General features: G+C 73.4%; 23 protein-coding genes. 14 read left to right on the forward strand and 9 right to left on the reverse strand.

What is annotated here, in order from left to right; all coding sequences use genetic code 11:
- The first annotated feature begins 69 nt into the window (after nucleotides 1–69).
- The 3 genes from ACFP3V_RS22255 (at nucleotide 70) to ACFP3V_RS22265 (ending at nucleotide 2,562) form a co-directional block, all read left to right on the forward strand.
- Nucleotides 70–939, forward strand: a complete 870-nt coding sequence (locus ACFP3V_RS22255) for a HipA family kinase (protein WP_380586280.1) — start codon at nucleotides 70–72, stop codon at nucleotides 937–939.
- A 233-nt stretch (nucleotides 940–1,172) separates the two neighbouring features.
- Entirely contained in the window at nucleotides 1,173–2,141 is a 969-nt protein-coding gene (locus ACFP3V_RS22260; protein ID WP_380586168.1) for a ketopantoate reductase family protein, read from the forward strand.
- 61 nt (nucleotides 2,142–2,202) lie between these two features.
- The gene (locus ACFP3V_RS22265) at nucleotides 2,203–2,562 is read left to right on the forward strand and encodes a hypothetical protein (protein WP_380586171.1); all 360 of its coding nucleotides are present in this window, start codon (nucleotides 2,203–2,205) and stop codon (nucleotides 2,560–2,562) included.
- A 27-nt stretch (nucleotides 2,563–2,589) separates the two neighbouring features.
- Here the strand turns inward: ACFP3V_RS22265 and ACFP3V_RS22270 are convergent, their stop codons facing one another.
- On the reverse strand, nucleotides 2,590–3,681 hold the full coding sequence (locus ACFP3V_RS22270; RefSeq protein ID WP_380586173.1) for a hypothetical protein: 1,092 nt from the start codon (nucleotides 3,679–3,681) through the stop codon (nucleotides 2,590–2,592).
- Between the two features lie 62 nt (nucleotides 3,682–3,743).
- Here ACFP3V_RS22270 and ACFP3V_RS22275 point away from each other — a divergent pair, with 62 nt between their 5' ends.
- Complete coding sequence (locus tag ACFP3V_RS22275; protein WP_380586176.1) at nucleotides 3,744–4,706, forward strand: pseudouridine-5'-phosphate glycosidase; 963 nt, start codon at nucleotides 3,744–3,746, stop codon at nucleotides 4,704–4,706.
- On the forward strand, nucleotides 4,703–5,587 hold the full coding sequence (locus ACFP3V_RS22280; protein ID WP_380586178.1) for a carbohydrate kinase family protein: 885 nt from the start codon (nucleotides 4,703–4,705) through the stop codon (nucleotides 5,585–5,587). The genes ACFP3V_RS22275 and ACFP3V_RS22280 overlap by 4 nt, the downstream gene beginning before the upstream one ends.
- Before the next feature lie 234 nt (nucleotides 5,588–5,821).
- Here the strand turns inward: ACFP3V_RS22280 and ACFP3V_RS22285 are convergent, their stop codons facing one another.
- The 3 genes from ACFP3V_RS22285 to ACFP3V_RS22295 all read right to left on the reverse strand — a co-directional run bounded on the left by ACFP3V_RS22285 (nucleotide 5,822) and on the right by ACFP3V_RS22295 (nucleotide 8,305).
- Nucleotides 5,822–6,640: a class I SAM-dependent methyltransferase gene (locus ACFP3V_RS22285; protein ID WP_380586181.1), complete on the reverse strand. Its 819-nt coding sequence runs from the start codon at nucleotides 6,638–6,640 to the stop codon at nucleotides 5,822–5,824.
- A 243-nt stretch (nucleotides 6,641–6,883) separates the two neighbouring features.
- A complete protein-coding gene (locus ACFP3V_RS22290; protein WP_380586184.1) occupies nucleotides 6,884–7,765 on the reverse strand; it encodes a hypothetical protein in 882 nt (293 codons plus the stop codon).
- Nucleotides 7,766–7,942: 177 nt separating this feature from the next.
- Entirely contained in the window at nucleotides 7,943–8,305 is a 363-nt protein-coding gene (locus ACFP3V_RS22295) for a cupin domain-containing protein (RefSeq protein ID WP_380586186.1), read from the reverse strand.
- A 159-nt stretch (nucleotides 8,306–8,464) separates the two neighbouring features.
- Between ACFP3V_RS22295 and ACFP3V_RS22300 the strand changes: the two genes are divergently transcribed.
- Nucleotides 8,465–8,974, forward strand: coding sequence for a GNAT family N-acetyltransferase (locus ACFP3V_RS22300; protein ID WP_380586189.1), 510 nt, complete (start codon nucleotides 8,465–8,467; stop codon nucleotides 8,972–8,974).
- A gap of 123 nt (nucleotides 8,975–9,097) precedes the next feature.
- On the opposite strand, the gene ACFP3V_RS22305 is transcribed toward ACFP3V_RS22300, so the two are convergent.
- From ACFP3V_RS22305 to ACFP3V_RS22315, 3 genes are all read right to left on the reverse strand, one after another.
- Nucleotides 9,098–9,955, reverse strand: a complete 858-nt coding sequence (locus tag ACFP3V_RS22305) for a 3-hydroxybutyryl-CoA dehydrogenase (RefSeq protein ID WP_380586192.1) — start codon at nucleotides 9,953–9,955, stop codon at nucleotides 9,098–9,100.
- Nucleotides 9,956–10,031: 76 nt separating this feature from the next.
- Nucleotides 10,032–10,826 (reverse strand): alpha/beta fold hydrolase, encoded by a 795-nt coding sequence (locus ACFP3V_RS22310; RefSeq protein ID WP_380586195.1) that lies wholly within the window; start codon nucleotides 10,824–10,826, stop codon nucleotides 10,032–10,034.
- Nucleotides 10,827–10,950: 124 nt separating this feature from the next.
- Entirely contained in the window at nucleotides 10,951–12,132 is a 1,182-nt protein-coding gene (locus ACFP3V_RS22315) for an FAD-dependent monooxygenase (RefSeq protein WP_380586198.1), read from the reverse strand.
- An 84-nt stretch (nucleotides 12,133–12,216) separates the two neighbouring features.
- Between ACFP3V_RS22315 and ACFP3V_RS22320 the strand changes: the two genes are divergently transcribed.
- From ACFP3V_RS22320 to ACFP3V_RS22345, 6 genes are all read left to right on the forward strand, one after another.
- Nucleotides 12,217–12,780 (forward strand): TetR/AcrR family transcriptional regulator, encoded by a 564-nt coding sequence (locus tag ACFP3V_RS22320; RefSeq protein ID WP_380586201.1) that lies wholly within the window; start codon nucleotides 12,217–12,219, stop codon nucleotides 12,778–12,780.
- 405 nt (nucleotides 12,781–13,185) lie between these two features.
- Entirely contained in the window at nucleotides 13,186–14,214 is a 1,029-nt protein-coding gene (argC, locus tag ACFP3V_RS22325; RefSeq protein WP_380586204.1) for an N-acetyl-gamma-glutamyl-phosphate reductase, read from the forward strand.
- Nucleotides 14,215–14,246: 32 nt separating this feature from the next.
- Nucleotides 14,247–15,398 (forward strand): bifunctional glutamate N-acetyltransferase/amino-acid acetyltransferase ArgJ, encoded by a 1,152-nt coding sequence (argJ, locus tag ACFP3V_RS22330; RefSeq protein ID WP_380586282.1) that lies wholly within the window; start codon nucleotides 14,247–14,249, stop codon nucleotides 15,396–15,398.
- A gap of 26 nt (nucleotides 15,399–15,424) precedes the next feature.
- Nucleotides 15,425–16,366, forward strand: coding sequence for an acetylglutamate kinase (gene argB / locus ACFP3V_RS22335; RefSeq protein WP_380586207.1), 942 nt, complete (start codon nucleotides 15,425–15,427; stop codon nucleotides 16,364–16,366).
- Nucleotides 16,363–17,547 carry an acetylornithine transaminase gene (locus ACFP3V_RS22340; RefSeq protein WP_380586210.1) on the forward strand — a complete coding sequence of 395 codons (1,185 nt, stop codon included), beginning with the start codon at nucleotides 16,363–16,365 and terminating at the stop codon, nucleotides 17,545–17,547. Before argB ends, ACFP3V_RS22340 begins: the two co-directional genes overlap by 4 nt.
- A 24-nt stretch (nucleotides 17,548–17,571) precedes the next feature.
- Nucleotides 17,572–18,096: an arginine repressor gene (locus ACFP3V_RS22345; protein WP_380586212.1), complete on the forward strand. Its 525-nt coding sequence runs from the start codon at nucleotides 17,572–17,574 to the stop codon at nucleotides 18,094–18,096.
- Nucleotides 18,097–18,148: 52 nt separating this feature from the next.
- Here the strand turns inward: ACFP3V_RS22345 and ACFP3V_RS22350 are convergent, their stop codons facing one another.
- Nucleotides 18,149–18,940, reverse strand: a complete 792-nt coding sequence (locus tag ACFP3V_RS22350; RefSeq protein ID WP_380586215.1) for an alpha/beta fold hydrolase — start codon at nucleotides 18,938–18,940, stop codon at nucleotides 18,149–18,151.
- Between the two features lie 12 nt (nucleotides 18,941–18,952).
- The gene (locus tag ACFP3V_RS22355) at nucleotides 18,953–19,423 is read right to left on the reverse strand and encodes an Lrp/AsnC family transcriptional regulator (protein ID WP_380586218.1); all 471 of its coding nucleotides are present in this window, start codon (nucleotides 19,421–19,423) and stop codon (nucleotides 18,953–18,955) included.
- A 137-nt stretch (nucleotides 19,424–19,560) separates the two neighbouring features.
- On the opposite strand from ACFP3V_RS22355, the gene ACFP3V_RS22360 reads away from it, so the two are divergent.
- Together ACFP3V_RS22360 and argH are read left to right on the forward strand one after the other, a co-directional pair.
- Entirely contained in the window at nucleotides 19,561–20,712 is a 1,152-nt protein-coding gene (locus ACFP3V_RS22360; RefSeq protein ID WP_380586221.1) for a trans-sulfuration enzyme family protein, read from the forward strand.
- A gap of 120 nt (nucleotides 20,713–20,832) precedes the next feature.
- Nucleotides 20,833–22,248, forward strand: a complete 1,416-nt coding sequence (gene argH, locus ACFP3V_RS22365) for an argininosuccinate lyase (RefSeq protein ID WP_380586224.1) — start codon at nucleotides 20,833–20,835, stop codon at nucleotides 22,246–22,248.
- Nucleotides 22,249–22,259: the final 11 nt, after the last annotated feature.

Here is a 22,259-nt window from a genome sequence, read left to right on the forward strand (position 1 = left end):
GGTGGCGTCTGCCGCCGCCGGGGGCCTGCGTACGGAGGAGAGCTGAGCGTGGCGGACGGCGACGGCGAACTGGCACGGGTGCGGGCGCTGCACTACCTCGCGCCGCTGCGCTCCGGCGGCTCGGTGCCCGGTATCGTCGAGACGAGCGACTTCGGCACCTACGTGGTCAAGTTCGTGGGGGCGGCACAGGGGCGGAAGGCGCTGGTCGCCGAGGTGATCGTGGGCGAGCTCGGGCGACGGCTGGGCCTTCGCGTGCCGGAGCTGGTGCTGGTCGACTTCGACCCGGCGGTGGCCGCGCACGAGCCCGACCAGGAGGTCCAGGACCTGCTGTCGGCGAGCGGAGGCCGGAACCTGGGCATGGACTTCCTGCCCGGCGCCGTCGACTTCCGTCCCGGAGACGGCGGGGGCGGGCACGCTGCCGGGCCGCTGCTCGACCTGACGCCCGAGGAGGCCGGGCGGGTGGTCTGGTTCGACGCGCTGGTGCAGAACGTCGACCGGACCGTGCACAGCCCCAACCTGATGGTGTGGCACCGGCGGCTGTGGCTGATCGACCACGGTGCGGCGCTGGTCTTCCACCACCGCTGGGACGCGGCGGCGGACGCGGTGGCCCGGCGCTACCCGCTCGCCGACCACGCGCTCGGCGGGTACGGGCCGGAAGTGGCCCGCGCGGATGAGGAGTTGCGGGGGAAGGTGACCGCGGGGCTGCTCCGGGAGGTCGTGGCGGAGGTGCCCGACGAGTGGCTGGCGGACGAGCCGGGGTTCGCCGGGCCGACGGCGGTGCGGGCCGCGTACGTCGACTTCCTCGCGGAGCGGGCCGCGCGGTCCGGGGAGTGGCTCCCCGGCCCCTTCGCGACGGCGGAGCAGTTGCAGGCGGAGGAGCGCGCCCGAAAGGCGCGCACCGCGGCCGGCCGCCCGGACTGGCTCCAGTTCGTCCGATAAACCCCCTCTCCGGGCCCGCCAGGGCCCATCAGGGCCCATCAGGGGCGCGGGGCTGCAGACAGGTGCGGCTCCGCCGCGGTGGGCGCGGGCAATACACCACTGAGTCAGGTTCGACCCTGACTGCGGGACGGACCTCCCCGGGTGGTGGGCTGGTCGCGCCACGTGGCGGAGCCGCACCTGTCCGCAGCCCCGCGCCCCTGAGGGGAGGTGCCTGGTTGCGGTACGTTCTGGCTATGCGGATCACGGTGCTGGGTGCGGGGGCCATTGGCGGGTTCGTCGGGGCGCGGCTCGCAGCCGCGGGCGTGGAGACCGCCGCCGTGGCCAGGGGCGCGACCCTGGACGCGCTGCGCGCGCACGGCTGGCGGGTGCGCGAGCAGGACGGCTCGTTGACCACCGCCCCCGTCCACGCGGTCGCGGACGCGGGCGAGTTGGGGCCCCAGGACGTCGTCCTGCTGTCGGTCAAGGCGCAGTCGCTGCGCTCCGCGCTGCCGTCGCTCGTCCCCCTCCTGGGCCCGGACACCGTTGTCGTCGCCGCGCTCAACGGGGTGCCCTGGTGGTTCTTCGAGGGCTTCGGCGGGCCCTGCGAGGGCGTGAACCTGGACAGCGTGGACCCGGGCGGGCTGATCGCCCGCCAGGTGCCGGTCCGTCAGGTCGTCGGCGCCGTCGTGCACATGAGCAGTGCCTCGCCCGAGCCCGGGCTCGTCCGGCACGTGGGCGGCAACCGGTTCATCCTCGGGGAGCCCGACGGTGGGACCTCCGACCGGCTGCGGTCGCTGGCCACGCTGTTCCGCGGGGCGGACCTTGAGGTCGAGCTGTCGACTCAGATCCACAAGGAGGTCTGGTACAAGCTCTGGGGCAACATGACGACCAATCCGGTCTCCGCCCTCACCCGGGCCACCGCGGACCGGATCCTGGACGATCCGCTCGTGCTGCGCTTCTGTCAGGACGCCATGCTGGAGGCCCAGCGGATCGGTGCGCTGATCGGCTGTCCGATCGAGGAGACCCCGCAGGACCGCACCGAGGTGACCCGCAAACTGGGGGCGATGCGGACGTCCATGCTGCAGGACATGGAGGCCGGGCGGCCGCTGGAGCTGGACGCGCTGGTGGGCGCGGTCCGCGAGATCGGCGAACGGGTGGGGGTGCCGACGCCCAACCTGGACGCGCTGCTGGGGCTGACCCGCCTCGCGGCGAGCATGCGCTGACCCGGCGGGGGTAGGCGAGCCGCAGAGACGGACTCGTTCCCCTGGGAGGGGTGAGCTCGACATGCTGCTGCTCGGACTTTTGCTGGCAGGGGGCAGCGCCGCGTTCGCGGGGCTGCTGATTGCGGAGAACATCGGCGGCGGGCCCAGTTACACCGTCACCATGTTCGGTCAGGACCTGGGCACCGTGAACACCCTCGGTGCGTTCCTCGCCGGGCTGGCGTTGGCACTGGTCTTCTGCCTGGCGCTGGCCATGATCCCGGCCAGTGCCCGCCGGTCGTGGCGGCGCAGCCACGAGCTGCGGATGGCCCGCAAGGCCAACGCGGGAATGCCGCCGCGCGGCGCGGCCGTGCCGGTGGCCGAGGAGCCGGTGGCTCCGGCCGGGCACCGTCGGCGCGGATTCCATCTGCTCGGGCACCACTGAGGGTGCCCGAGCAGTCCGGAGGGAGGCTCAAGTCCCCTTCGGTGAGGCGGGCTTGACGTGAGCGAACCAGTCGGCCGCCTCGGTCGGCGGCAGGACCGCCTCGAGCGCCAGGGACGCGGGCATGTTCGGGAAGAACCTGCCCGCGTTCCAGCCGCGCGGGTAGGGCGGGGGGTCGAGGACCAGCAGCCGGACTCCGTCGACCACGGGGATGTCGCTGGGCGTGCCCTCGTTCCAGATCCAGGAGCCGTCGGGGGAGACCAGGTTGAACGCGCCCTCGGTGTCGAGGCGGGCGCCCTCCGGCAATTCGCGGTCGAGCGATACCGCCACGACCTCCGCCGCGGGCGGCTTGCCCGGCAGATGGCCGCCGCCGATCAGGGCGTGGGCGAGCAGCGTGTGCAGCTGGAAGTTGTCTCCGATGCCGCTGATCCGGACCCGGTAGCCGGTGCCGGTCGGGCGGTGGAGCACCACCAGCGGCTCGTCGTCCAGTACCAGCAGCGCGTAGGCGAGGCATTTCAGGTCGTGGACGTCCAGTGCCGCCACCGTCTCGACCGCGGCGAGCAACTCGGTGCGCCGCTCGCCGAGACCTCGGCGGACCGCGTCGCCGCGGGAGAGGACGGCGAGGGCGGCCATCTGCCACTCGTCCAGGTAGATCCAGGCCAGCGCCAGGACGAGCGCGTCCATCGGGTGCAGCTGGGCGGCCTCGGCGAAGCCCTCGATGACCGCGTCGTTCATCTCGTCGGGCGCGGGGAGGTCCGCCGTGGCGGAGCCCCGCCACAGGTCGGCGAAGCGGGCGGCGTCGCGCAGGGCGTTCAGCGCGCCGTCGAGGATGGGCTCGGCGCAGGCCGCGGCGTCGGCGCCGCGCTCGACGCAGGCCCCGGACATGACGGCCAGCACCGCACGGGGACCGGTCGGCGGGAAGCCCGGGATCAGTGCCGCCAGGCGCGGGCCGGCGGCGGCGCTCTCCTCATCCCCGGACTGCTGCAACGTCCGCCCCAGGGCGTTGAACGCGGCTTCGACACGGGCTCCGTCGCGGGCGGCGACGCCCTGCTCCAACTCGGCGACCAGCCCGGCAAGGTCCGGGGTCCGCGGGTCGCCCTCGGCGCTCCTCTTGAAGATCATCGCGGTACCCTATCGCGCCCGGCGGGGTTTGACCCTTGGCCGGGAGGACCAGAATTCCCGGCATGGTGACGCTCGATCAGGAACCCAGGCTGTCCGACGAGGTGCGGGACGCCCTCCACGACGGGGCGCCCGTGGTCGCGCTGGAGTCGACGATCATCTCCCACGGGCTGCCGCGCCCGCTCAACCTGGCGCTGGCGCATGAGCTGGAGTCCCTGGTCCGGGCCGGCGGCGGGGTGCCGGCGACGATCGCGGTGCTCGACGGTGTGGCCCGGATCGGCCTCGGCAAGGGCGAGTTGGAGCGCCTGGCCGAGGAGGACGGGCTGCGCAAGCTTGGCGTGCGCGACCTGGGACCGGCGGTGGGCCTGGGCGTGAGCGGGGCCACCACCGTGTCCGGCACCGCGTTCCTGGCCGCAGCGGCCGGCATCGGCGTCTTCGCCACCGGCGGCCTCGGCGGCGTCCACCGGGACTGGGTCACCACCCAGGACGAGTCCGCCGACCTCGGGCTGCTGGCCCGCACCCGCATCGCGGTGGTCTGCGCCGGGGTGAAGTCGATCCTGGACGTCCCGGCCACGCTGCAGCGGCTGGAGACGCTCAGCGTCGGCGTCCTCGGGTACCGGACCGACGAGTTCCCCGGCTTCTACCTGCGCAGCTCCGGTCAGCCGGTGGACTGGCGAGCGGACTCGCCCGAGCAGGTCGCCGCCGTCATCCGCGCCCGGGAGGCCCTGGGCACACCGGGAGCGCTCATCGTGGCCAACCCCGTCGCCGAGTCCGAGCAGCTCGATCCCGCCCGGCACGGGCAGGTCCTGGCCGACGCGCTGGCGGCCGCCGACCAGGCGGGCGTGACGGGCCAGGCCGTGACGCCGTTCCTGCTCGCCTACCTCGTCGAACACACGGGTGGCGCCTCCCTGGAGGCCAACCTCGCGGCGGTGCGCGGGAACGTGCGCCTCGCGGTGGAGATCGCGCAGGCACTGCGCGATCCCGGCGGCGCGCCGCGGCCCGAGGCCGGGAGCGGACGCCCCGCGTGAGCGGTGCGGGGCTGCTCGTGGTGGGGGACGTCGTGACCGACGTCCTCGCCTGCCACGCCGAGCCGCTCGCCCCGGCGACCGACACAGCGGCCCGCATCTCGATCCGCCCGGGCGGCTCCGCCGCCAACACGGCGGCGTGGGCGGCGCGTTCGGGTGCGGACGTGCGCCTGCTGGCCCGGGTCGGGGCGGACTCGGCGGAGTGGCACCGAGCGGCACTGGCGGGCGTGCGGGCGCAGTTGAGGGTGGATCAGGAGCATCCGACCGCGGTCGTCATCTGCCTGGTGGATGCGGAGGGCGAGCGCACGATGGTCACCGAGCGCGGCGCGGGAGCGCTGCTCGGCCCCGAGGACTGGGACGACGCCCTGCTGGCGGGCGTCGACCGGATCCACCTGTCCGGGTACCTGCTCTTCTCGGCGCCGGGGCGGGAGTTGGCCCGCCTGCTGCTGGCGCGCGGGCTGCCCGTCAGTGTGGACCCGGCCTCGACGGGCTTCCTCGCGGAGCTCGGCCCGGACGTCTTCCTCGACCTGGTCGCGGGAGCGGACCTGCTGCTGCCCAACGCGGCGGAGGCGCGACTGCTCGCGCGTGCGGGGGACGCCCCTGCGGAGGACGCGGCCCGGCTGCTGAGCCGGCGGGGGCCGACGGTGGTGGTCAAGCTGGGGGCGGACGGCGCCGTGGTGGCCTCCGGCGGGGAATTGCTGGCGCGGGTCCCCGCGGCCCCCGTGCCGCGCGTCACCGACACCACCGGCGCCGGCGACGCCTTCGCCGGCGGCTACCTGGCCGGGCTGCTGCACGGCGCGCCCCCGGCCGCCGCCTGCGCCTCGGGCTGCGCCCAGGCCGCCGAAGCCGTCCACGTCCTGGGCGGCCGCCCGCCCACGCCCTGACGGGCCTTGCCGAACCCACCGAGGCGCGCTCACGACCGTCGGCGGAACCCCCCAGCCGTTCCCGCCCGCCCGGCGGCACCGCACTCGCCGCCGGAGGCGGTGGTGCGGCCCCGCCTGTTGTGCCCCGCGGGCGGGCTTGCCGTGCCCGTGCGGGGCCTGGTGGCCAGGACAGGGGCGTTTTGCCTGGCCCGGCGGGTTGGCGCCGGGGGCGGTGGTGCGGCAGCGGCCACGCGCTCAGCGGGTGGTCGGTTGCCGGGGCAGCCGCGTGGTGCCGGGGCGGCCGTGGGCGGTGGCGGTGAAGAGGATGAAGGGGGCGCGGCTGCGCTCCTGCTCCCACGCACGGGAGGCGAGCAGGTCCGGGGAGGCGACCCCGACCGCGTCCGCGAAGACGGGGGTGGTCTCCCGGATGTCCGTGAAGCCCGCCGCGCTGAGCACGGCGTGGAAGGTTTCGCGGGGCCAGTAGGAGTTGACGATCGTCGTCCAACTCCCGTCCCGGCGGCGGACCTTGACCGGCATCGGGTCGCCGGACGTGTAGCGCGCTCCCGGCTCGCCCCGGTGGAAGCCCTCGAAGGACACGTCGTGGGCCTGGTCCGGGTTCGGGTGCAGGATCACCAGCCGCCCGCCGGGGCGGAGTGTGCGGGCCAGCTCGTCGACGAGATCCTGCATCTGCGCCTGGCTTCCTATGCAGGTGAACAGGAACATCGCCAGCGCCGCGTCCATGCTGCGATCGGCCACCGTGGGCACCCCGTCGGGCTCGCTGAGCCCGTACTCCACGCGGGGGTGGGGAAAGTGACGGTGTGCCAGGTCGATCATCGCGGGCGAGGAGTCCACGGCCGTGAACCGGACGCCGGGACATCGCTCGGCGACGAAGCGGGTCACCTCGCCCGGGCCGCAGCCGAGATCGAGCACGCGGGCGCCCTGCGACAGGCCGCCCAGGGCGGCGGGAACGAAGGAGTAGCCGAACGCCCAGCTCCCGGCGTCGTCCCAGCGCCGGTAGTCGTCGGCCACTTCGGCCGCCTGGTAGGAGATGACCTCCGCTGTCGGAACCGACATCCGTGCCCGCCCGCCCTCTCAACTCCCGTGGGCCCGTGGGGTGTTCCGCGAGCCGGGGGGAGTGTAGCGAGCAAGATCGGACAGGTGTGATGTTATAGCGGAACCGGACCGATCGATTTCGCTCGGTATCCGTCACGGATGCGCAGACCCTCGCGCGAAGCCACCGAGCAGGCCGGGTACGTCGGGCGGCTCCGGGCCTCCGCGCCGTCGCTGAGGCCGTGGGGTCGCGCGTCCGGCCCCCGTTCAGTTCCGCACCCCGAAGCCGTGCTTGGCCGCCAGCAGCCGGAGGCTGGACCGCCCTGGGATGCCGTCCGCGTCCGACCCGGCGAAGCCGCAGCGGTGCTGCCAGGCGGCGTAGGCGGTGAGGGTCCGGCTGCCGAAGCTGCCGTCACCCGCGTAGGCGGGGGCCAGCAGGCCCTCGGCCCGCAGCGCCGCCTCCACGGGCCGCACGTCCGCCGGGAAGGTGGTGTGCCCCTGTGCGGCCCCGGGATCCGTCCGGGCCGCCGCGACCAGGTGCGCGAGCGACACCACCGGCCGTCGCGGCCCCGGGATCGGCACGGGCCGACTCGGCGCGAGCGGGCCCCACAGCCAGGATCCGACGGCCCGTCCGCCACGCGGATCGGACGGGTCCGCGGTCGGCGGGCAGTCGCCGTCCGGGAAGCGGGGCGCCAGATAGCCGGTGACGTACGGGTCCTGGCGGGCGTGGCTGTGCGACCAGACCCCGTTGCCCTGCCCGTTGTCCACCGCCCCGGTACGGAGCGAGTTCCCGCCCTTGGTGCGGACCGTGGCGGCGTCGAACCCCGTGACGATCTCGGTGTGCACGCCACCGCCGAACACCGTGAGCGCCCCGACGGAGGGGTACTCCGACCAACGTCCGTGCCGCCGTGCCCAGTCCGCCATCACGGCCACGCTTGCCGTCTTCGGCACGACCGCGTCGAGTCCCACGTCGTGGTACATGTCCCAGGCGAAGATCATGCACCACGCCACGCCGTCCCAGCCGTACTCCCGCCCGAAGCGGGTCCGGTTGTCCCAGCCGCTGCCCGGGCGCCAGTGCTCGTAGACCTGCTCGGGGATGCTCTGCACATGGTCGACCAGGAGCCGCCACTGCGGGGAGTTCACGCTCATGCCTGTACAACTGCCCGCCCCCGCCACGGGCAACGGGCCCCGGCTCAGGTGGAGCCGGGGCCCGTTGCGGGACAGGTCAGGGCTGACTGGAAGTCAGGCCTCCCAGGGGAGGCGGCCTTCCGGTCCGCCCGCCCCTCGGGTACACGACCGGGTGGGGGCGGCGGGGCCGCCAGGGCGTCAGCGCTTGGCGTAGTCCGCGAAGCCCTGCCAGTCGATGACGACGCACTGCTCGTCGCCCACGATCCAGGCGTCATGGCCGGGCGGGATGATGCCGAAGTCGCCCGGGCCGTACTCCGCCTCCTCCCCGTCGTCCATGACCACCTTCATGCGACCGGAGACGAAGTAGCCCATGTGGGCCGCCTGGCAGCTGTCGGTCTTGGCGATGGGCTTGACGTGCTTGGACCACTGCCAGCCGGGTTCGAAGGTCGCCCGGCCGACCGGCCCGGCGTCGAGGTTGACGAGTTCGAGCCTGCCCTTGTCCTCCTCGAACGGGCGGACTTCCTCGGGTGAGTCGAGGCTCTTGCGAATGAGACCAGCCATCAGGTACCCCCAATGGGTCGACCACGTGAACTGCTGTCATCCCATCGTCGCCCTGGCCCTTGGCGGGCGCATGCCCGCGGGTGGTCCTCGGCGCTGCCGAGTCCGTGAGTCGGCCCTGGGGCCCAGGCAGTTCAGTTTTTCGCGACACGAAAGAGATCCATGACCGACGTATCAGCGCGCCTCGCGGAGGCGACCGACCAACCGGTGTTGGAGCGCCTCTGGTTGTTGTTCCGACACGACCTGTCGGAGTTCAGCGGTGCTCTGCCCAACCCCGACGGAACGTTCAGGAGCGAGTGGCTCCACGCCGCCCTCACCCGGGCCGACTGGGCTGCCTACCTCCTGACCAGCAGCGCATCCCCCGTGGGCCTCGCGTTCGTCCGCGGCCTCACTGCTCCGACCCGCGTGCTGAACAGCTTCTTCGTGGTCCGTGGGGCGCGCAGAGCGGGGATCGGGCTCCGAGCGGTTCGAGAGGTCGTGGCGAAACACCCGGGACCCTGGGAAGTCGCCTTCCAGGAGAGCAACGTCGCCGCGGTCGCATTCTGGCGCCGCGTCGCCACGGAGATCGCCGGCGATGGATGGAGTGAGGAACGCAGGCCGGTGACCGGTCGTCCGGACCTGCCGCCCGACACCTGGATCACGTTCAACGCCCCGGTTGATGCCCGGCGCTGAACTACGAGCGCCCCGTTGCTGCCGAGCATGTGTCGGCAGCAACGGGAGAGGAATCGGACATCCTCGCGCACGCCGTCGCCAAGGGCGCCGCGTTCATGCCCGGGGAGCCCCCCGGGGAGTGCATCAGTACTGGTAGAAGCCCCGACCCGACTTCCGGCCCAGGCGGCCGGCGTCGACCATGCGCTGGAGCAGCGGGGGCGCGGCGTACAGCGGCTCCTTGTACTCGTCGTACATGGAGTCGGCGATCGACACGATCGTGTCCAGGCCGATCAGGTCGCACAGGCGCAGCGGACCCATCGGGTGGGCGCAGCCGGCCTCCATGCCGCGGTCGATGTCCTCGGCCGTCGCCAGGCCGGACTCGAACATGCGGACCGCGGACAGCAGGTAGGGCACCAGCAGGGCGTTGACGACGAAGCCGGCCCGGTCCTGGGCGCGGATGGGCTCCTTGGCCAGCGCCTCGCGGCAGAAGGACTCAGCCCGGTTGGCCGTCTCCGTCGAGGTGGTCAGCGTGGGGATGATCTCGACGAGCTTCTGCACCGGGGCCGGGTTGAAGAAGTGGACGCCGAGCACCTGCTCCGGGCGCTGCGTGGCCGAGGCGATCTTGACGATCGGGATGGAGGAGGTGTTCGAGGCGAGGATCGCGTCAGGGCGGGTGACGACCTTGTCCAGGGTGCGGAAGATCGCGGTCTTCACCTCCTCGCGCTCGGCCACCGCCTCCACCACGAAGTCGCGGTCGTGGAAGTCGGCGAGGTCGGTCGTGAAGGTGATCCGGGCCAGGGCCGCGTCGCGCTCGTCCTCGGTGAGCTTGCCGCGCTTGACCGCGGTGTCGAGGGAGCGGGTCACCCGCGCGCGGCCCAGCTCCAGGGCGACGCCGTCGGTCTCGGAGACGACGGTGTCCAGGCCCGCGCGGGCGAAGACCTCCGTGATGCCCGAGCCCATGAGGCCGCAGCCGACCACTCCTACGCGCGCGATGTCACTCACTCGTCGTTTCCTTCTGTTTGCAGGCGTTAACGGCCCGACGTTACCCCGGTCCCCGTGAACGGCCGCTGTCGGGTGGCTACAGGTCGGTGGTCAGGAAGTCGTGCACGAGGTCGCTTGCCGCAGGCCGGCACTCCTCGAAGTAGGCGTGCCGGGCGCCGCGGAACAGGTGGCTCCGTGCGTCCGGGATGCGCGCGGCCAGCAGTGGGACGTTGTCCGCGGGGGTCATCCGGTCCTCGTCGCCGTGGAGGACCAGCGTCGGGGCGGTGATGTCGGGCAGCACGTCCCAGGCGTCGTGGCGGTTGCTGGCGAGCAGGTGGCCGCGGCGGGCGTGGGGGAGCAGGTGCGGGTCGCCGAGCGTCCGGTACGGGCCGGGGTGGTCGGCGCGCCAGGCGGGGGTGTACATCAGGTCTATCAGCGTGGCCAGCGCCGCGCGCTGGTCGGGCTGGGCGAGCGCCCGACGGACCGTCATGTCCCGCTCGACGGCGTGCGGTCCGCCCGGGGAGGTGCACCCCAGGACCAGCCGCCGGACCCGCTGCGGGTGGCGCGCGGCCAGCCACTGCGCCACCCGGCCGCCCATGGAGGTGCCGTAGACGTCCGCGCGCTCGATGTCGAGCGCGTCGAGGACGGCGACGACGTCCTCCGCGAACTCGGGTGTGGAGTACCCCTCTTCCGGCTTTCCGCTGTCGCCGACCCCGCGCCAGTCGAGGGTGAGGGTGGCGTGCGTGGTGTGGAAGTCCTCCCGGATGCCGTCCCACCAGCGGTGCGTGTTCGCCTGCCCGGCGAGGAGCACGAGCGGGAACCCGTCGCCCTGGAGCTGGTACGCGATCGGCGTCCCGTCGGCGGCGTGGGCGACGGTGGGGGAGGGGAGCATCGGCGGGTTCCTTCGTCCGGGTCCGCCCCAGCCTAGGCGGACGCGGACGCCGGAGGCCGCGGTGGGTCCCCACGGGCAGGACGGGGAGCAGGCGCAGCGGGAGGGTCCGCCCAGGCGGAATCGGCTACAACGCCGGTGGTGTCCAGGCATGGTGACGGAGGATCATGCGCAGGGCCGCTCCGGACGGCGTGAGCCGCATGGCCGTGTTGCGCAGGGCCACGGCCACGGGACCGGCCAGCTGGTGGCCCAACCGGCCGGCCTGGCGGGCGGCGGCGGCCACGGACTGGCTGCGCGGGCGGCGTTCCGCGTCGTAGCGCGTCAGCGCGGCCTCGACGGTGGGCTGGGCGGCGAGGGCGGCAGCCAGCGTCACGGCGTCCTCCAGGGCCTGGCAGGCGCCCTGGCCGAGGTTCGGGGTCATCGCGTGGGCGGCGTCGCCCAGCAGTGCGATCCGGCCCACGGTGTAGGTCGGCAGCGGCGTGCGGAGCTCGAACACGTCGTGGTGGAGCACGGCCTCGGGACGGGTCGCGGCGAGCAGCGCCGGGATCGGGTCGTGCCAGTCGCCGAAGCGACGGCGCAGTTCGGCCAGGGGGTCGGGGAAGCGGATGCCTGGGGGCCCGGTCAGTACCGCATGCCATTCGGCCCGCCCGTCCCGGAAGGCGATGTGGCCGAATTCGGTACCGCGGCCCCAGGTGAGTTCGAAGTCGGTGTCGAGTGGCAGCGGGGCCTCGGTGATGGCGCGCAGCACGGTCGATCCGCTGTGGACCGGGCCCGGATGGCCGGGGAAGAGGCGGCCGCGGATGCGGCTGCCCATGCCGTCGGCGGCGACGACGAGGTCGGCGAGGAGCGGGGCGGTCGCACCGCTTTCGGCCCCGCCCTCGGCGAGGGTGACGCGGACCGGGCCGGTCGCCTCGGCCTGGCTCACGCTGTCGACGGACGTGCCCACGAGCAGCGCCTCGGGAGGCAGGGCCGCACGCAGCAGCCGGTGCAGGTCGGCGCGGGGGATGCCGAGGATCGGCGTGCCGACCGTGCGTTCCAGGGCGGCTCCGTCCATCCGGGCGAGGTGGCGGCCGCTCGGGGTCCTGGTACCCCCGCGGTACTGCCCGCGGCAGGCGGCGCGGATCTGCGGGCCCTCGCCGAGCGCGTCCAGGGCCCGGATGCCGTTGGCGGCCAGGGAGATGCCTGCCCCCGCGTCGTCGAGGGCTGCGGACCGCTCGACGACGGTGACCTCCCAGCCGATGCGGTGCAGACCGATCGCGGCGGCGAGTCCGCCGATGCCCCCGCCGACGACCACGGCTGTGCTGCCCATGGGCAGAACCCCCTCAGGAAGACGTTCCTTCTACATCTGTAGAAGGAACGTTACTCCCTCGCTTCTACAGGTGTAGAAAGAGGTGTGAGCTCCGATCGACGCACCCTCCTGGCGGACGCCGCCCTGGACGTCCTGGCCGACGACGGCATCCGCGGCCTGACCCATCGGGCCGTGGACCGGGCTGCCGGGCTGCCTGCGGGGACCACCTCCGCCTACTTCCGCACCCGGGCCGCGCTGCTGACCGCCCTCGTCCGCAGGCTGGTCCAACTCGACCAGGAGGAGCTGCAGTTGATGGGGGAGCAGGTCCTGGTGCGCGACCCCGCCGAACTGGCTGACGGCATCGCGCTGCTGACCAGGCGCCGGCTGACGGGCGAGGGCCGGCGGCGGTCGCTGGCCCGCTACGCCTGCGCCGTCGAGAGCGTGCGCGACCCGGAGCTGCGGGAGATCCTCGTTCCGCGCGAGAACGCGGGACGGGCGGCCGTCCGTGACTTCCTCTCGTCCCAGGGGGTGGCCGAGGCGGACGTCGAGTCCCGCAGTGCCACCCTGCTGGCCTGCATCGACGGCCTGGTCTTCGATCGGCTCGTCACCGGCGGACAGGTGTCCCGCGAGGCCATCGAGGGCCTGGTGGCGGCGGCTCTTCGGGGCTGACGCCCCGTCGCCGGGCGTGGATGACCGGCGCGTCCGGTTCGTGCCGCCGCCGACGCTCGTTGGCGCGGGCGAGCCGGGCCGCGGCGCCGATGCCGCCCGGGGGGTGGCCTCGCCGCCGCCCTCGACAAGTCCGGGCGACGCCCAGCGCCCCGGCCGTCGAGCCCGATGGGGCCGCGGTGAGCCCTCGACCACGCGAGGTGCAGTTGTGCGTCGGGAGCCGCCGCCGCCTCGTCGGGATGGGCTGGAAGCCGGCCCGTGCTCGTTTCGCGTGGCCCCCTGACCGGCGACGGTGGCTCGATGGCCGGCAGGGCGGATGTGACGAGGGTCGCCCGTCGTCGCTCATGGGGCAGCTCATTGCATGAATGTGCTGCCAACCGTATAGTTATCCCGACACGAGGAGGGCACATGGCATTCCGGGCAGCGGTAGCGGGGGCGAGCGGGTACGCCGGAGGCGAGGTGCTGCGCCTGCTCCTCGCTCACCCCGAGATCGAGATCGGCGCGCTCACCGGGGGCTCCAACGCGGGCACCAGGCTGGGCGAGCTGCAGCCGCATCTCCGGCCCCTGGCCGACCGGGTCCTGGAGCCCACCACCTCCGAGACCCTCGCCGGGCACGACGTCGTCTTCCTCGGGCTGCCGCACGGCCAGTCCGCCGCCGTGGCCGAGCAGTTGGGGCCGGACGTGCTGGTGGTCGACTGCGGTGCGGACTTCCGCCTGCACGACGCCGCCGACTGGGAGAAGTTCTACGGCTCCCCGCACGCCGGCACCTGGCCCTACGGGCTGCCCGAACTGCCGGGCCACCGGGCCGCGTTGAAGGGCAGCAAGCGGATCGCCGTCCCCGGCTGCTACCCGACCGCGTCCACCCTGGCGCTGTTCCCCGCCTACGCGGCCGGGCTGGTCGAGGACGAGGCCGTCGTCGTCGCCGCGTCCGGGACGTCCGGCGCGGGCAAGGCGCCCAAGCCGCACCTGCTCGGCAGCGAGGTCATGGGCTCGGTCAGTCCCTACGGCGTCGGCGGCGTGCACCGGCACACCCCGGAGATCACGCAGAACCTCAGCGCCGTCGCGGGCGAGCGGGTCAGCGTGTCGTTCACGCCGACGCTCGTGCCCATGGCCCGGGGCATCCTCGCCACCTGCTCGGCCAAGGCCAAGCCGGGCGTCACGGCGGAGCAGCTGCGCGCCGCCTACGAGTCGGCGTACGGCAGCGAGCCCTTCGTGCACCTGCTCCCCGAGGGGCAGTGGCCCGCCACCGCCTCCGTGCTCGGCTCGAACAACGCGCTCGTCCAGGTCGTCCTGGACGAGACGGCGGGCCGGGTCGTCGCGATCAGCGCCATCGACAACCTCACCAAGGGCACCGCCGGCGGTGCCGTCCAGAGCATGAACATCGCCCTCGGGCTGCCCGAGGAGCTCGGTCTTCCGCAGACAGGAGTCGCACCGTGACGACGCATCAGCACACCCCGGCCACGACCGGCATCGGCGTCACGGCGGCCCGCGGTTTCCGCGCGGCGGGCATCGCGGCGGGCATCAAGGCGTCCGGTGCGCCGGACCTCGCGCTCGTGGTCAACGACGGGCCGAGCCTCGCCGCCGCCGGCGTCTTCACCTCGAACCGGGTCAAGGCCGCGCCCGTGCACTGGTCCCAGCAGGTGCTCAAGGGCGGCAGCGTGTCCGCCGTGGTCCTCAACTCCGGTGGGGCGAACGCCTGCACCGGGCCCGAGGGGTTCCAGGACACCCATGCCACCGCCGAGAAGGTCGCGGACGTGCTGGGCCTGAACGCGGCCGAGGTCGCCGTCGCCTCCACCGGGCTGATCGGCGTCCGGCTGCCGATGGACAAGCTGCTGCCGGGGGTGGAGCAGGCCGCGGCAGCGCTCTCCGCCGACGGCGGCGAGCAGGCCGCCGTCGCCATCAAGACCACCGACACCGTCCACAAGACCGCCGTCGTCCAGGGCAGCGGCTGGACCGTCGGGGGCATGGCCAAGGGCGCGGGCATGCTGGCCCCCGGCCTGGCGACCATGCTCGTCGTGCTCACCACGGACGCGGTGGTGGAGGCCCCCGAGCTGGACGCGGTGCTGCGCGGCGCCACCCGGGTCACCTTCGACCGGGCCGACTCCGACGGCTGCATGTCCACCAACGACACCGTGATCCTGATGGCCAGCGGCGCCAGCGAGATCGTCCCCGACGCGGACGAGTTCGCCGCCGCCGTCACCGAGGTCTGCGCGAGCCTGGCGCGCCAGCTGATCGCCGACGCCGAGGGCGCCAGCAAGGACATCCGCATCGATGTCGTGGGCGCCGCCACCGAGGACGAGGCCGTGGACGTCGCCCGCACCATCGCCCGGAACAACCTGCTCAAGTGCGCGATCCACGGCGAGGACCCCAACTGGGGCCGCGTCCTCGCCGCGATCGGCACCACCGACGCCGCCTTCGAGCCGGACCGGCTGGACGTCGCCATCAACGGCGTCTGGGTCTGCCGGAACGGCAGCGTCGGCGAGGACCGCGAGCTGGTGAGCATGAAGGACCGCGACGTGGTCATCACCGCCGATCTGCACGCGGGCACGGCCGCCGCCAGCGTCTGGACCAACGACCTGACCGCCGACTACGTGCACGAGAACAGCGCCTACTCCAGCTGAGCACTCACACAAGGGAACTGACGGTCGTGCAGATCGCACCCAAGGGCGAACAGGCCCGGAACAACACCGCGCTGCCCAAGGCACGCACCCTCATCGAGGCGCTGCCCTGGCTGGAGCGCTTCCACGGCAAGACGGTCGTCATCAAGTTCGGCGGCAACGCCATGGTGGACGACGAGCTGAAGGCCGCCTTCGCGCAGGACGTGGTCTTCCTGCGCTACGCCGGGCTGCGTCCGGTCATCGTGCACGGCGGCGGTCCGCAGATCAGCGCACAGCTGGAGAAGCTGGGCCTGGAGTCGCACTTCACCGCCGGCCTGCGGGTGACCACCCCGGAGACCATGGAGGTGGTGCGGATGGTGCTGGCCGGGCAGGTGCAGCGCGAACTGGTCGGCCTGCTCAACGGGCACGGGCCCTTCGCCGTCGGGATGACCGGCGAGGACGCGCACACCATGACCGCGGTCAAGCGCTACGCCGAGGTGGACGGCGAGCAGGTGGACATCGGCCTGGTCGGCGACATCGTCAAGGTGGACACCGGCGCGGTGAAGGCGCTGCTGGACGACGGCCGGATCCCGGTCATCTCCTCCGTGGCCCGCGGCCTGGACGGCCACGTGTACAACGTCAACGCCGACACCGCCGCCGCCGCGATGGCCGTGGCGCTGCAGGCGGAGATGCTGGTGGTGCTGACCGACGTGGAGGGCCTGTTCGTCAACTGGCCCGAATCGGACGACGTGATCAGCCAGTTGACGGCCGGTGAGCTGGAGAAGCTGCTGCCCACCCTGGCCAGCGGCATGCTGCCGAAGATGGAGGGCTGCCTGCACGCCGTCCGCGAGGGCGTGGGCACCGCCCGCGTGCTGGACGGCCGGGTGCAGCACAGCCTGCTGCTGGAGATCTTCACCGACGCGGGCATCGGCACCATGGTCGTGCCGGACCCGGACCCCAACGAAGCGATCATCGAGGGAGGGCTGGCATGAGCTCGAACGAGGAGCTGACCCGGCGCTGGCAGCACGCGCTGATGGACAACTTCGGCACCCCGCGCATCCCGCTGGTCCGCGGTGAAGGCGTGCACGTCTGGGACGCCGACGGCAAGCGCTACACCGACTTCCTCGGCGGCATCGCGGTCAACGCGCTGGGCCACGCCCACCCGGCGATCGTCGCTGCGGTCTCGCAGCAGATCGGAACGCTCGGGCACGTCTCCAACTTCTTCGTGGCCGCGCCGACGGTCCGGCTGGCCGAGCGGCTGCTGCAGCTGAGCGACCGTCAGGAGCCGGGCCGGGTCTACTTCTCCAACTCCGGCGCGGAGGCCAACGAGGCCGCCTTCAAGATCAGCCGGCTCACCGGCCGGACGCATCTGGTCTCCGCCGTCGGCGCCTTCCACGGCCGGACCATGGGCGCGCTCTCGCTGACCGCCCAGCCCAAGAAGCAGGACGGCTTCCACCCGCTGCCGGGCCACGTCACGAACGTCCGCTACGGCGACGTCGAGGCGCTGCGCGCCGAGGTCACCGAGGAGACCGCGGCCGTCTTCCTGGAGCCCATCCAGGGCGAGAACGGCGTCGTCGTCCCGTCCGCGGACTACCTGCTCGCCGCCCGCGAGATCACCCGGGCGACCGGGACGCTGCTGGTGCTGGACGAGATCCAGACCGGCATCGGCCGCACCGGCCACTGGTTCGCGCACCAGGCGTTCCCGGGGGTGGACCCCGACGTGGTCACCCTGGCCAAGGGCCTGGGCGGCGGGCTGCCCATCGGCGCCACGCTGGCCTTCGGCGAGGCCGCCACGCTGCTCACGCCCGGCAGGCACGGCTCGACCTTCTCGGGCAACCCGGTGGTGTGCGCGGCCGCCAACGCGGTGCTGGACACGATCGAGGCGGACGGACTGCTGGACCACGTGACCAAGGTGGGGGAGCGGCTGCGCGCCGGCATCGAGGCCATCGGCGACCCCCTGGTGTCCCATGTCCGGGGCGCGGGGCTGCTGTTGGGCATCGTGCTGACCCGCCCGGTGGCCGACCAGGTCCAGGCCGCGCTGCAGCGGGCGGGCTTCCTGGTCAACGCGGCCGTCCCGGACGCGGTCCGGCTGGCCCCGCCGCTGATCCTCACCGAGCGGGATGTGGACGCCTTCCTGGCGGTGCTTCCGGGCGTACTCCGCTCGATCCAGTAGTCCGGGTAAGGAAGAATCGCGCGCATGAGCGAAAACGGCCCCGCGGCGCAGCTGCCGCAGACGCGCACGGCGCGCCACCGCCGCATCGTCGACCTGCTGACCCGTCAACCCGTGCGCTCGCAGAGCCAGTTGGCCAAGCTGCTGGCCGACGACGGGCTGCTGGTGACGCAGGCGACGCTGTCGCGGGACCTGGACGAGCTGGGTGCGGTCAAGATCCGCAACTCCGACGGAGCGCTGATCTACGCCGTCCCGGCGGAGGGCGGCGACCGCACCCCGCAGGCGCCCATGGGCGAGTCCGCGAACGAGGGCCGGCTCGCCCGGCTGGCCGCCGAACTGCTCGTCTCCGCGACGGCCTCGGGCAACCTGGTCGTGCTGCGCACCCCGCCCGGTGCGGCCCAGTTCCTGGCGTCGGCGATCGACCAGTCGGGGGTGGAGGAGATCATCGGCAGCATCGCCGGCGACGACACCATCCTCGTGGTCAGCCGCGACCCGATGGGCGGCCAGGCGGTGGCCGACCACCTGCTGCAGCTGGCCCAGGGCAAGGGCTAGTGCCGCCGGACAAGCCCTTGGCCCCATCGGCCCCGGGCCGGCCGGCAGGCCGTCAGCTCGCGGACCGGGCCGCCTCGACGACGACGTCGGCCACCCGGGCCGGCTGCTCGACCAGCAGCAGGTGGCCCGCCTCGGGCACGGTCACCAGGGTGACCCCGGGGATCAGGTGCAGAGCCCGGCGCTCCACGTCCCGGAGCCCGATCTCGTCGTGGTCCCCGCGGACGACCCAGGCGGGCACCCCGCACTCGCTCAGCCGGGGGACCAGGGACGGGTACCGGTCCAGGTAGGCGTAGTAGCGGTGGACCAGCCGGCGGCAGAACTCCGGGTCGTTGTTGGCCAGGTCCGCCGCCAGCGCGTCCGCGCGGGCCGGCGGCAGCTCGTGCTTCATCAGCGTCGGCATCGCCTTCATCATCGCGCTCCAGGCCATCGGACCGAGCGCGGGCAGCCGGCCCACCTGGTCCATGATCGTGAGGAAGGTCGCCTCGTCGGCCCGGGAGAACGTCGGCGACAGCAGCACCAGCGGGCCGGAGAAGTGGCCGCCCGCGACCATCTCCAGGGCCACGTTCGCGCCGAGGCTGTGGCCCACCACCAGGTCGCAGCCCTCGGCGGCGGCGAACTCCCCCATCAGCCGCGCGTAGTTCTCCAGGTCCAGGTCCTCCGGCGGCGGCGTGCGGCCGAAGCCCGGCAGCGTCACCGCGACCAGCGCTACCCCGGCGGCCGCCGGTCCCGGCTCGGCCATCAGGTCGGCGTAGAACTCCGTCGTGCACATGCCGCCCGGCAGCAGCAGCGCCCGGTGCGCCGCGTCGGCCGGGCCCGACCTGCGGATGTCCCAGCTCTCGTCCATGGCACCAGCGTGCTACGACCACGGGGTGGTCCGCAGGTGGGCGAAGATCAGGCTCGTCTCGGTGTGCGCGACCGCCGGATGGGCGGTCAGGTGCTCGAGCACGAAGTCCCGCAGCGCGTCGGTGTCCGGGACGGCGATGTGCAGCAGGTAGTCGTCCCCCCCTGCCAGGTGATACGCCGCCAGCACCCCTGGGAGGGAAGGGACTTCGGCCGTGAAGGCCTCGATCGCGCCCCGGGTGTGGGCGTGCAGCCGCACCGCGATCATCGCCTGGATGCCGAGGCCGAGCGCGGCCGGGTCCACGTCCGCGTGGAAGCCGCGGATGACGCCGCGCTCGCGCAGCGCGCGGATCCGGCTGAGGCAGGTGGACGGGGCGATGCCCACGGCCTCGGCGATCGCGTTGTTGGGCATCCGGCCGTCGGCCGCCAGCAGGCGCAGGATGGCGCGGTCCACGGGGGCGAGTTCGGGTTGCGGATTCTTCGGCATGGCGGCCATGGTGCGGCCGGAGGCCGAAGTTCCGCAAGGTCCGGCGCGCTTCGCTCGAATCTTGTGCGGAGTGCTGGCGGTGGATCGGCAGACTCTTCACCCTGGTGCCCGTCCCCGGCCCTCGACGAGGAGGAACCATGGCTGCCCCCGACACCCGCGCCGTCCACGCCGGCCGCGCCGACCTGCGCGGGCTCGGCGTGCACGTGCCGCCGATCGACCTGTCCACCACCAACCCGCTGCCCGGCGTCGAGGCCGGTGGGGACAGCTACGAGGCACTGGCCACCGGCGGCACCCTGCCGGACGGCGGCAGTGCGGTCTACCAGCGGCTGTGGAACCCGACGACCGCCCGCTTCGAGGAGGCGCTGGCCGAACTCGAGGGCTGCGCGCAGGCGGTGGCCTTCGCCAGCGGCATGGCCGCGCTCAGCGCCTGCCTGCTGGCCGCGGGCGGCCACGTCGTCGCGGTCCGGCCGCTGTACGGGGGCACCGACCACGTCCTGGCCACCGGCCTGCTCGGCACCGAGGTCAGCTGGGCCCGGCCGGACGAGGTGGCCGCCGCGATCCGCCCCGACACCAGCCTCGTCATCGTGGAGACCCCGGCCAACCCCACCCTCGAACTGGTCGACCTCGACGCGCTCGCGGCCCAGTGCGGCGACGTCCCGCTGCTGGTCGACAACACCTTCGCCACCCCGGTGCTGCAGCAGCCGGTCCGGCACGGCGCCACGCTCGTCCTGCACAGCGCCACGAAGTACCTCGGCGGCCACGGCGACGTGCTCGCAGGCGTGGTCGCGACCAACGCCGCATGGGCGACGAAGCTGCGCGGCGTCCGGGCGCTCACCGGCGGCATCCTGCACCCGCTCGGCGCCTACCTGCTCCACCGCGGCCTGCAGACGCTGCCGCTGAGGGTCCGTCACCAGTCCGACAGCGCGGGCAAGCTCGCGGCGTGGCTGGGCACCCGGCCCGAGGTGGAGCGCGTCTACTACCCGGGCCTGCCCGAGTGCGACCCGCACCAGCTGATCGGCCGTCAGCAGACCGCCCCCGGCTCGGTGCTGGCCTTCTCCCTGCGCGGCGGTTACGCCGAGGCGGCCCGGGTTGCCGACTCCTGCCGGCTGATCACCCACGCGGTCTCCCTCGGCGGCGTGGACTCGCTGATCCAGCACCCCGCCTCGCTCACCCACCGCCCGGTCGCCCCCGAAGCCCGCCCCCACCCGAACGTGCTGCGCCTCTCGGTGGGCCTGGAGGACGTGGACGACCTCATGGCCGACCTGGGGCAGGCGCTGAGCGGGGAGTGAGCGGAGGGCGAGCGGAACACCGGAGCCGGAACGGCGTTGAGTCTTCATACGGGGTCATGCATAATTATGCCGAGCAGGGAGGCTGTTCCGCGCCGCCCGTCGTGACCCGTAGGGATGACCATGACTCAGGACGTACGCCTCTGGGGCGCCCGTTTCGCCGACGGCCCCTCGGAGGCGCTGGCCAAGCTCTCCGCCAGCGTGCACTTCGACTGGCGCCTCGCGCCCTACGACATCGCCGGTTCCAGGGCCCACGCCAAGGTGCTGCACCGGGCCGGCCTGCTGGACGACGACGAGCTGCAGCGCATGCTGGCCGGCCTCGACCAGCTGCTGGCCGACGTGGAGTCGGGCGCCTTCACCGGCACGGTCGCCGACGAGGACGTGCACACCGCGCTCGAGCGCGGGCTGCTCGAACGCCTCGGCCCGGAGCTGGGCGGCAAGCTCCGGGCCGGCCGCTCGCGCAACGACCAGATCGCGACGCTCGGCAAGATGTACCTGCGCGACCACGCCCGGATCATCGGCAGCCTGATCCTCGACCTCCAGGAGGCGCTGGTCGCCCTCGCCGAGGCCCACCCGGACACCGCCATGCCGGGCCGCACCCACCTGCAGCACGCGCAGCCGGTGCTCTTCGCCCACCACGTGCTCGCCCACGTCCAGGCCCTCGGCCGGGACGCCGAGCGGCTGCGGCAGTGGGACGCCCGGACCGCCGTCTCCGCCTACGGCTCGGGCGCGCTGGCCGGTTCCTCGCTGGGCCTGGATCCGCAGTTCGTCGCGGCGGAGCTCGGCTTCGAGGGCGGCTCCGCCGCCAACTCGATCGACGGGACGGCGTCCCGGGACTACGTCGCGGAGTTCGCCTTCGTGACGGCGATGATCGGCATCAACCTCTCCCGGATCGCGGAGGAGGTGATCATCTGGAACACCAAGGAGTTCGGCTTCATCACGCTGCACGACGCGTTCTCGACGGGCTCGTCGATCATGCCGCAGAAGAAGAACCCGGACATCGCGGAGCTGGCCCGCGGCAAGTCCGGCCGCCTGATCGGCAACCTGACCGGGCTGCTGGCCACGCTGAAGGCGCTGCCGCTGGCCTACAACCGCGACCTGCAGGAGGACAAGGAGCCGGTGTTCGACTCCTGCGACACGCTGGAGGTCCTGCTGCCCGCGTTCACCGGGATGATCGCCACGCTCACGGTCCACGAGGAGCGCCTGGAGGAGCTGGCCCCCGCCGGCTTCTCACTGGCCACGGACGTCGCGGAGTGGCTGGTCAAGCGCGGCGTCCCGTTCCGCGTCGCCCACGAGGTGGCCGGCGCGTGCGTGAAGTTCTGCGAGGCGCGGGGGATCGAGCTGTCCGACCTGACGGATGCTCAGTTCGCCGAGATCTCCCCGCAGTTGACGCCCGAGGTGCGGGAGGTGCTCTCGGTCCACGGCGCCATCGCCTCCCGCGACGGCCGCGGCGGCACGGCCCCCAGCGCGGTCGCGGTCCAACTGGCCGAGGTGAAGGCCGACCTGGCGCTCCAGCGGAACTGGGCCGACCGCAAGTAACGGCATCCGGG

The sequence above is a fragment of the Streptacidiphilus monticola genome (assembly GCF_042658505.1).
Lineage (GTDB): Bacteria > Actinomycetota > Actinomycetes > Streptomycetales > Streptomycetaceae > Streptacidiphilus > Streptacidiphilus monticola.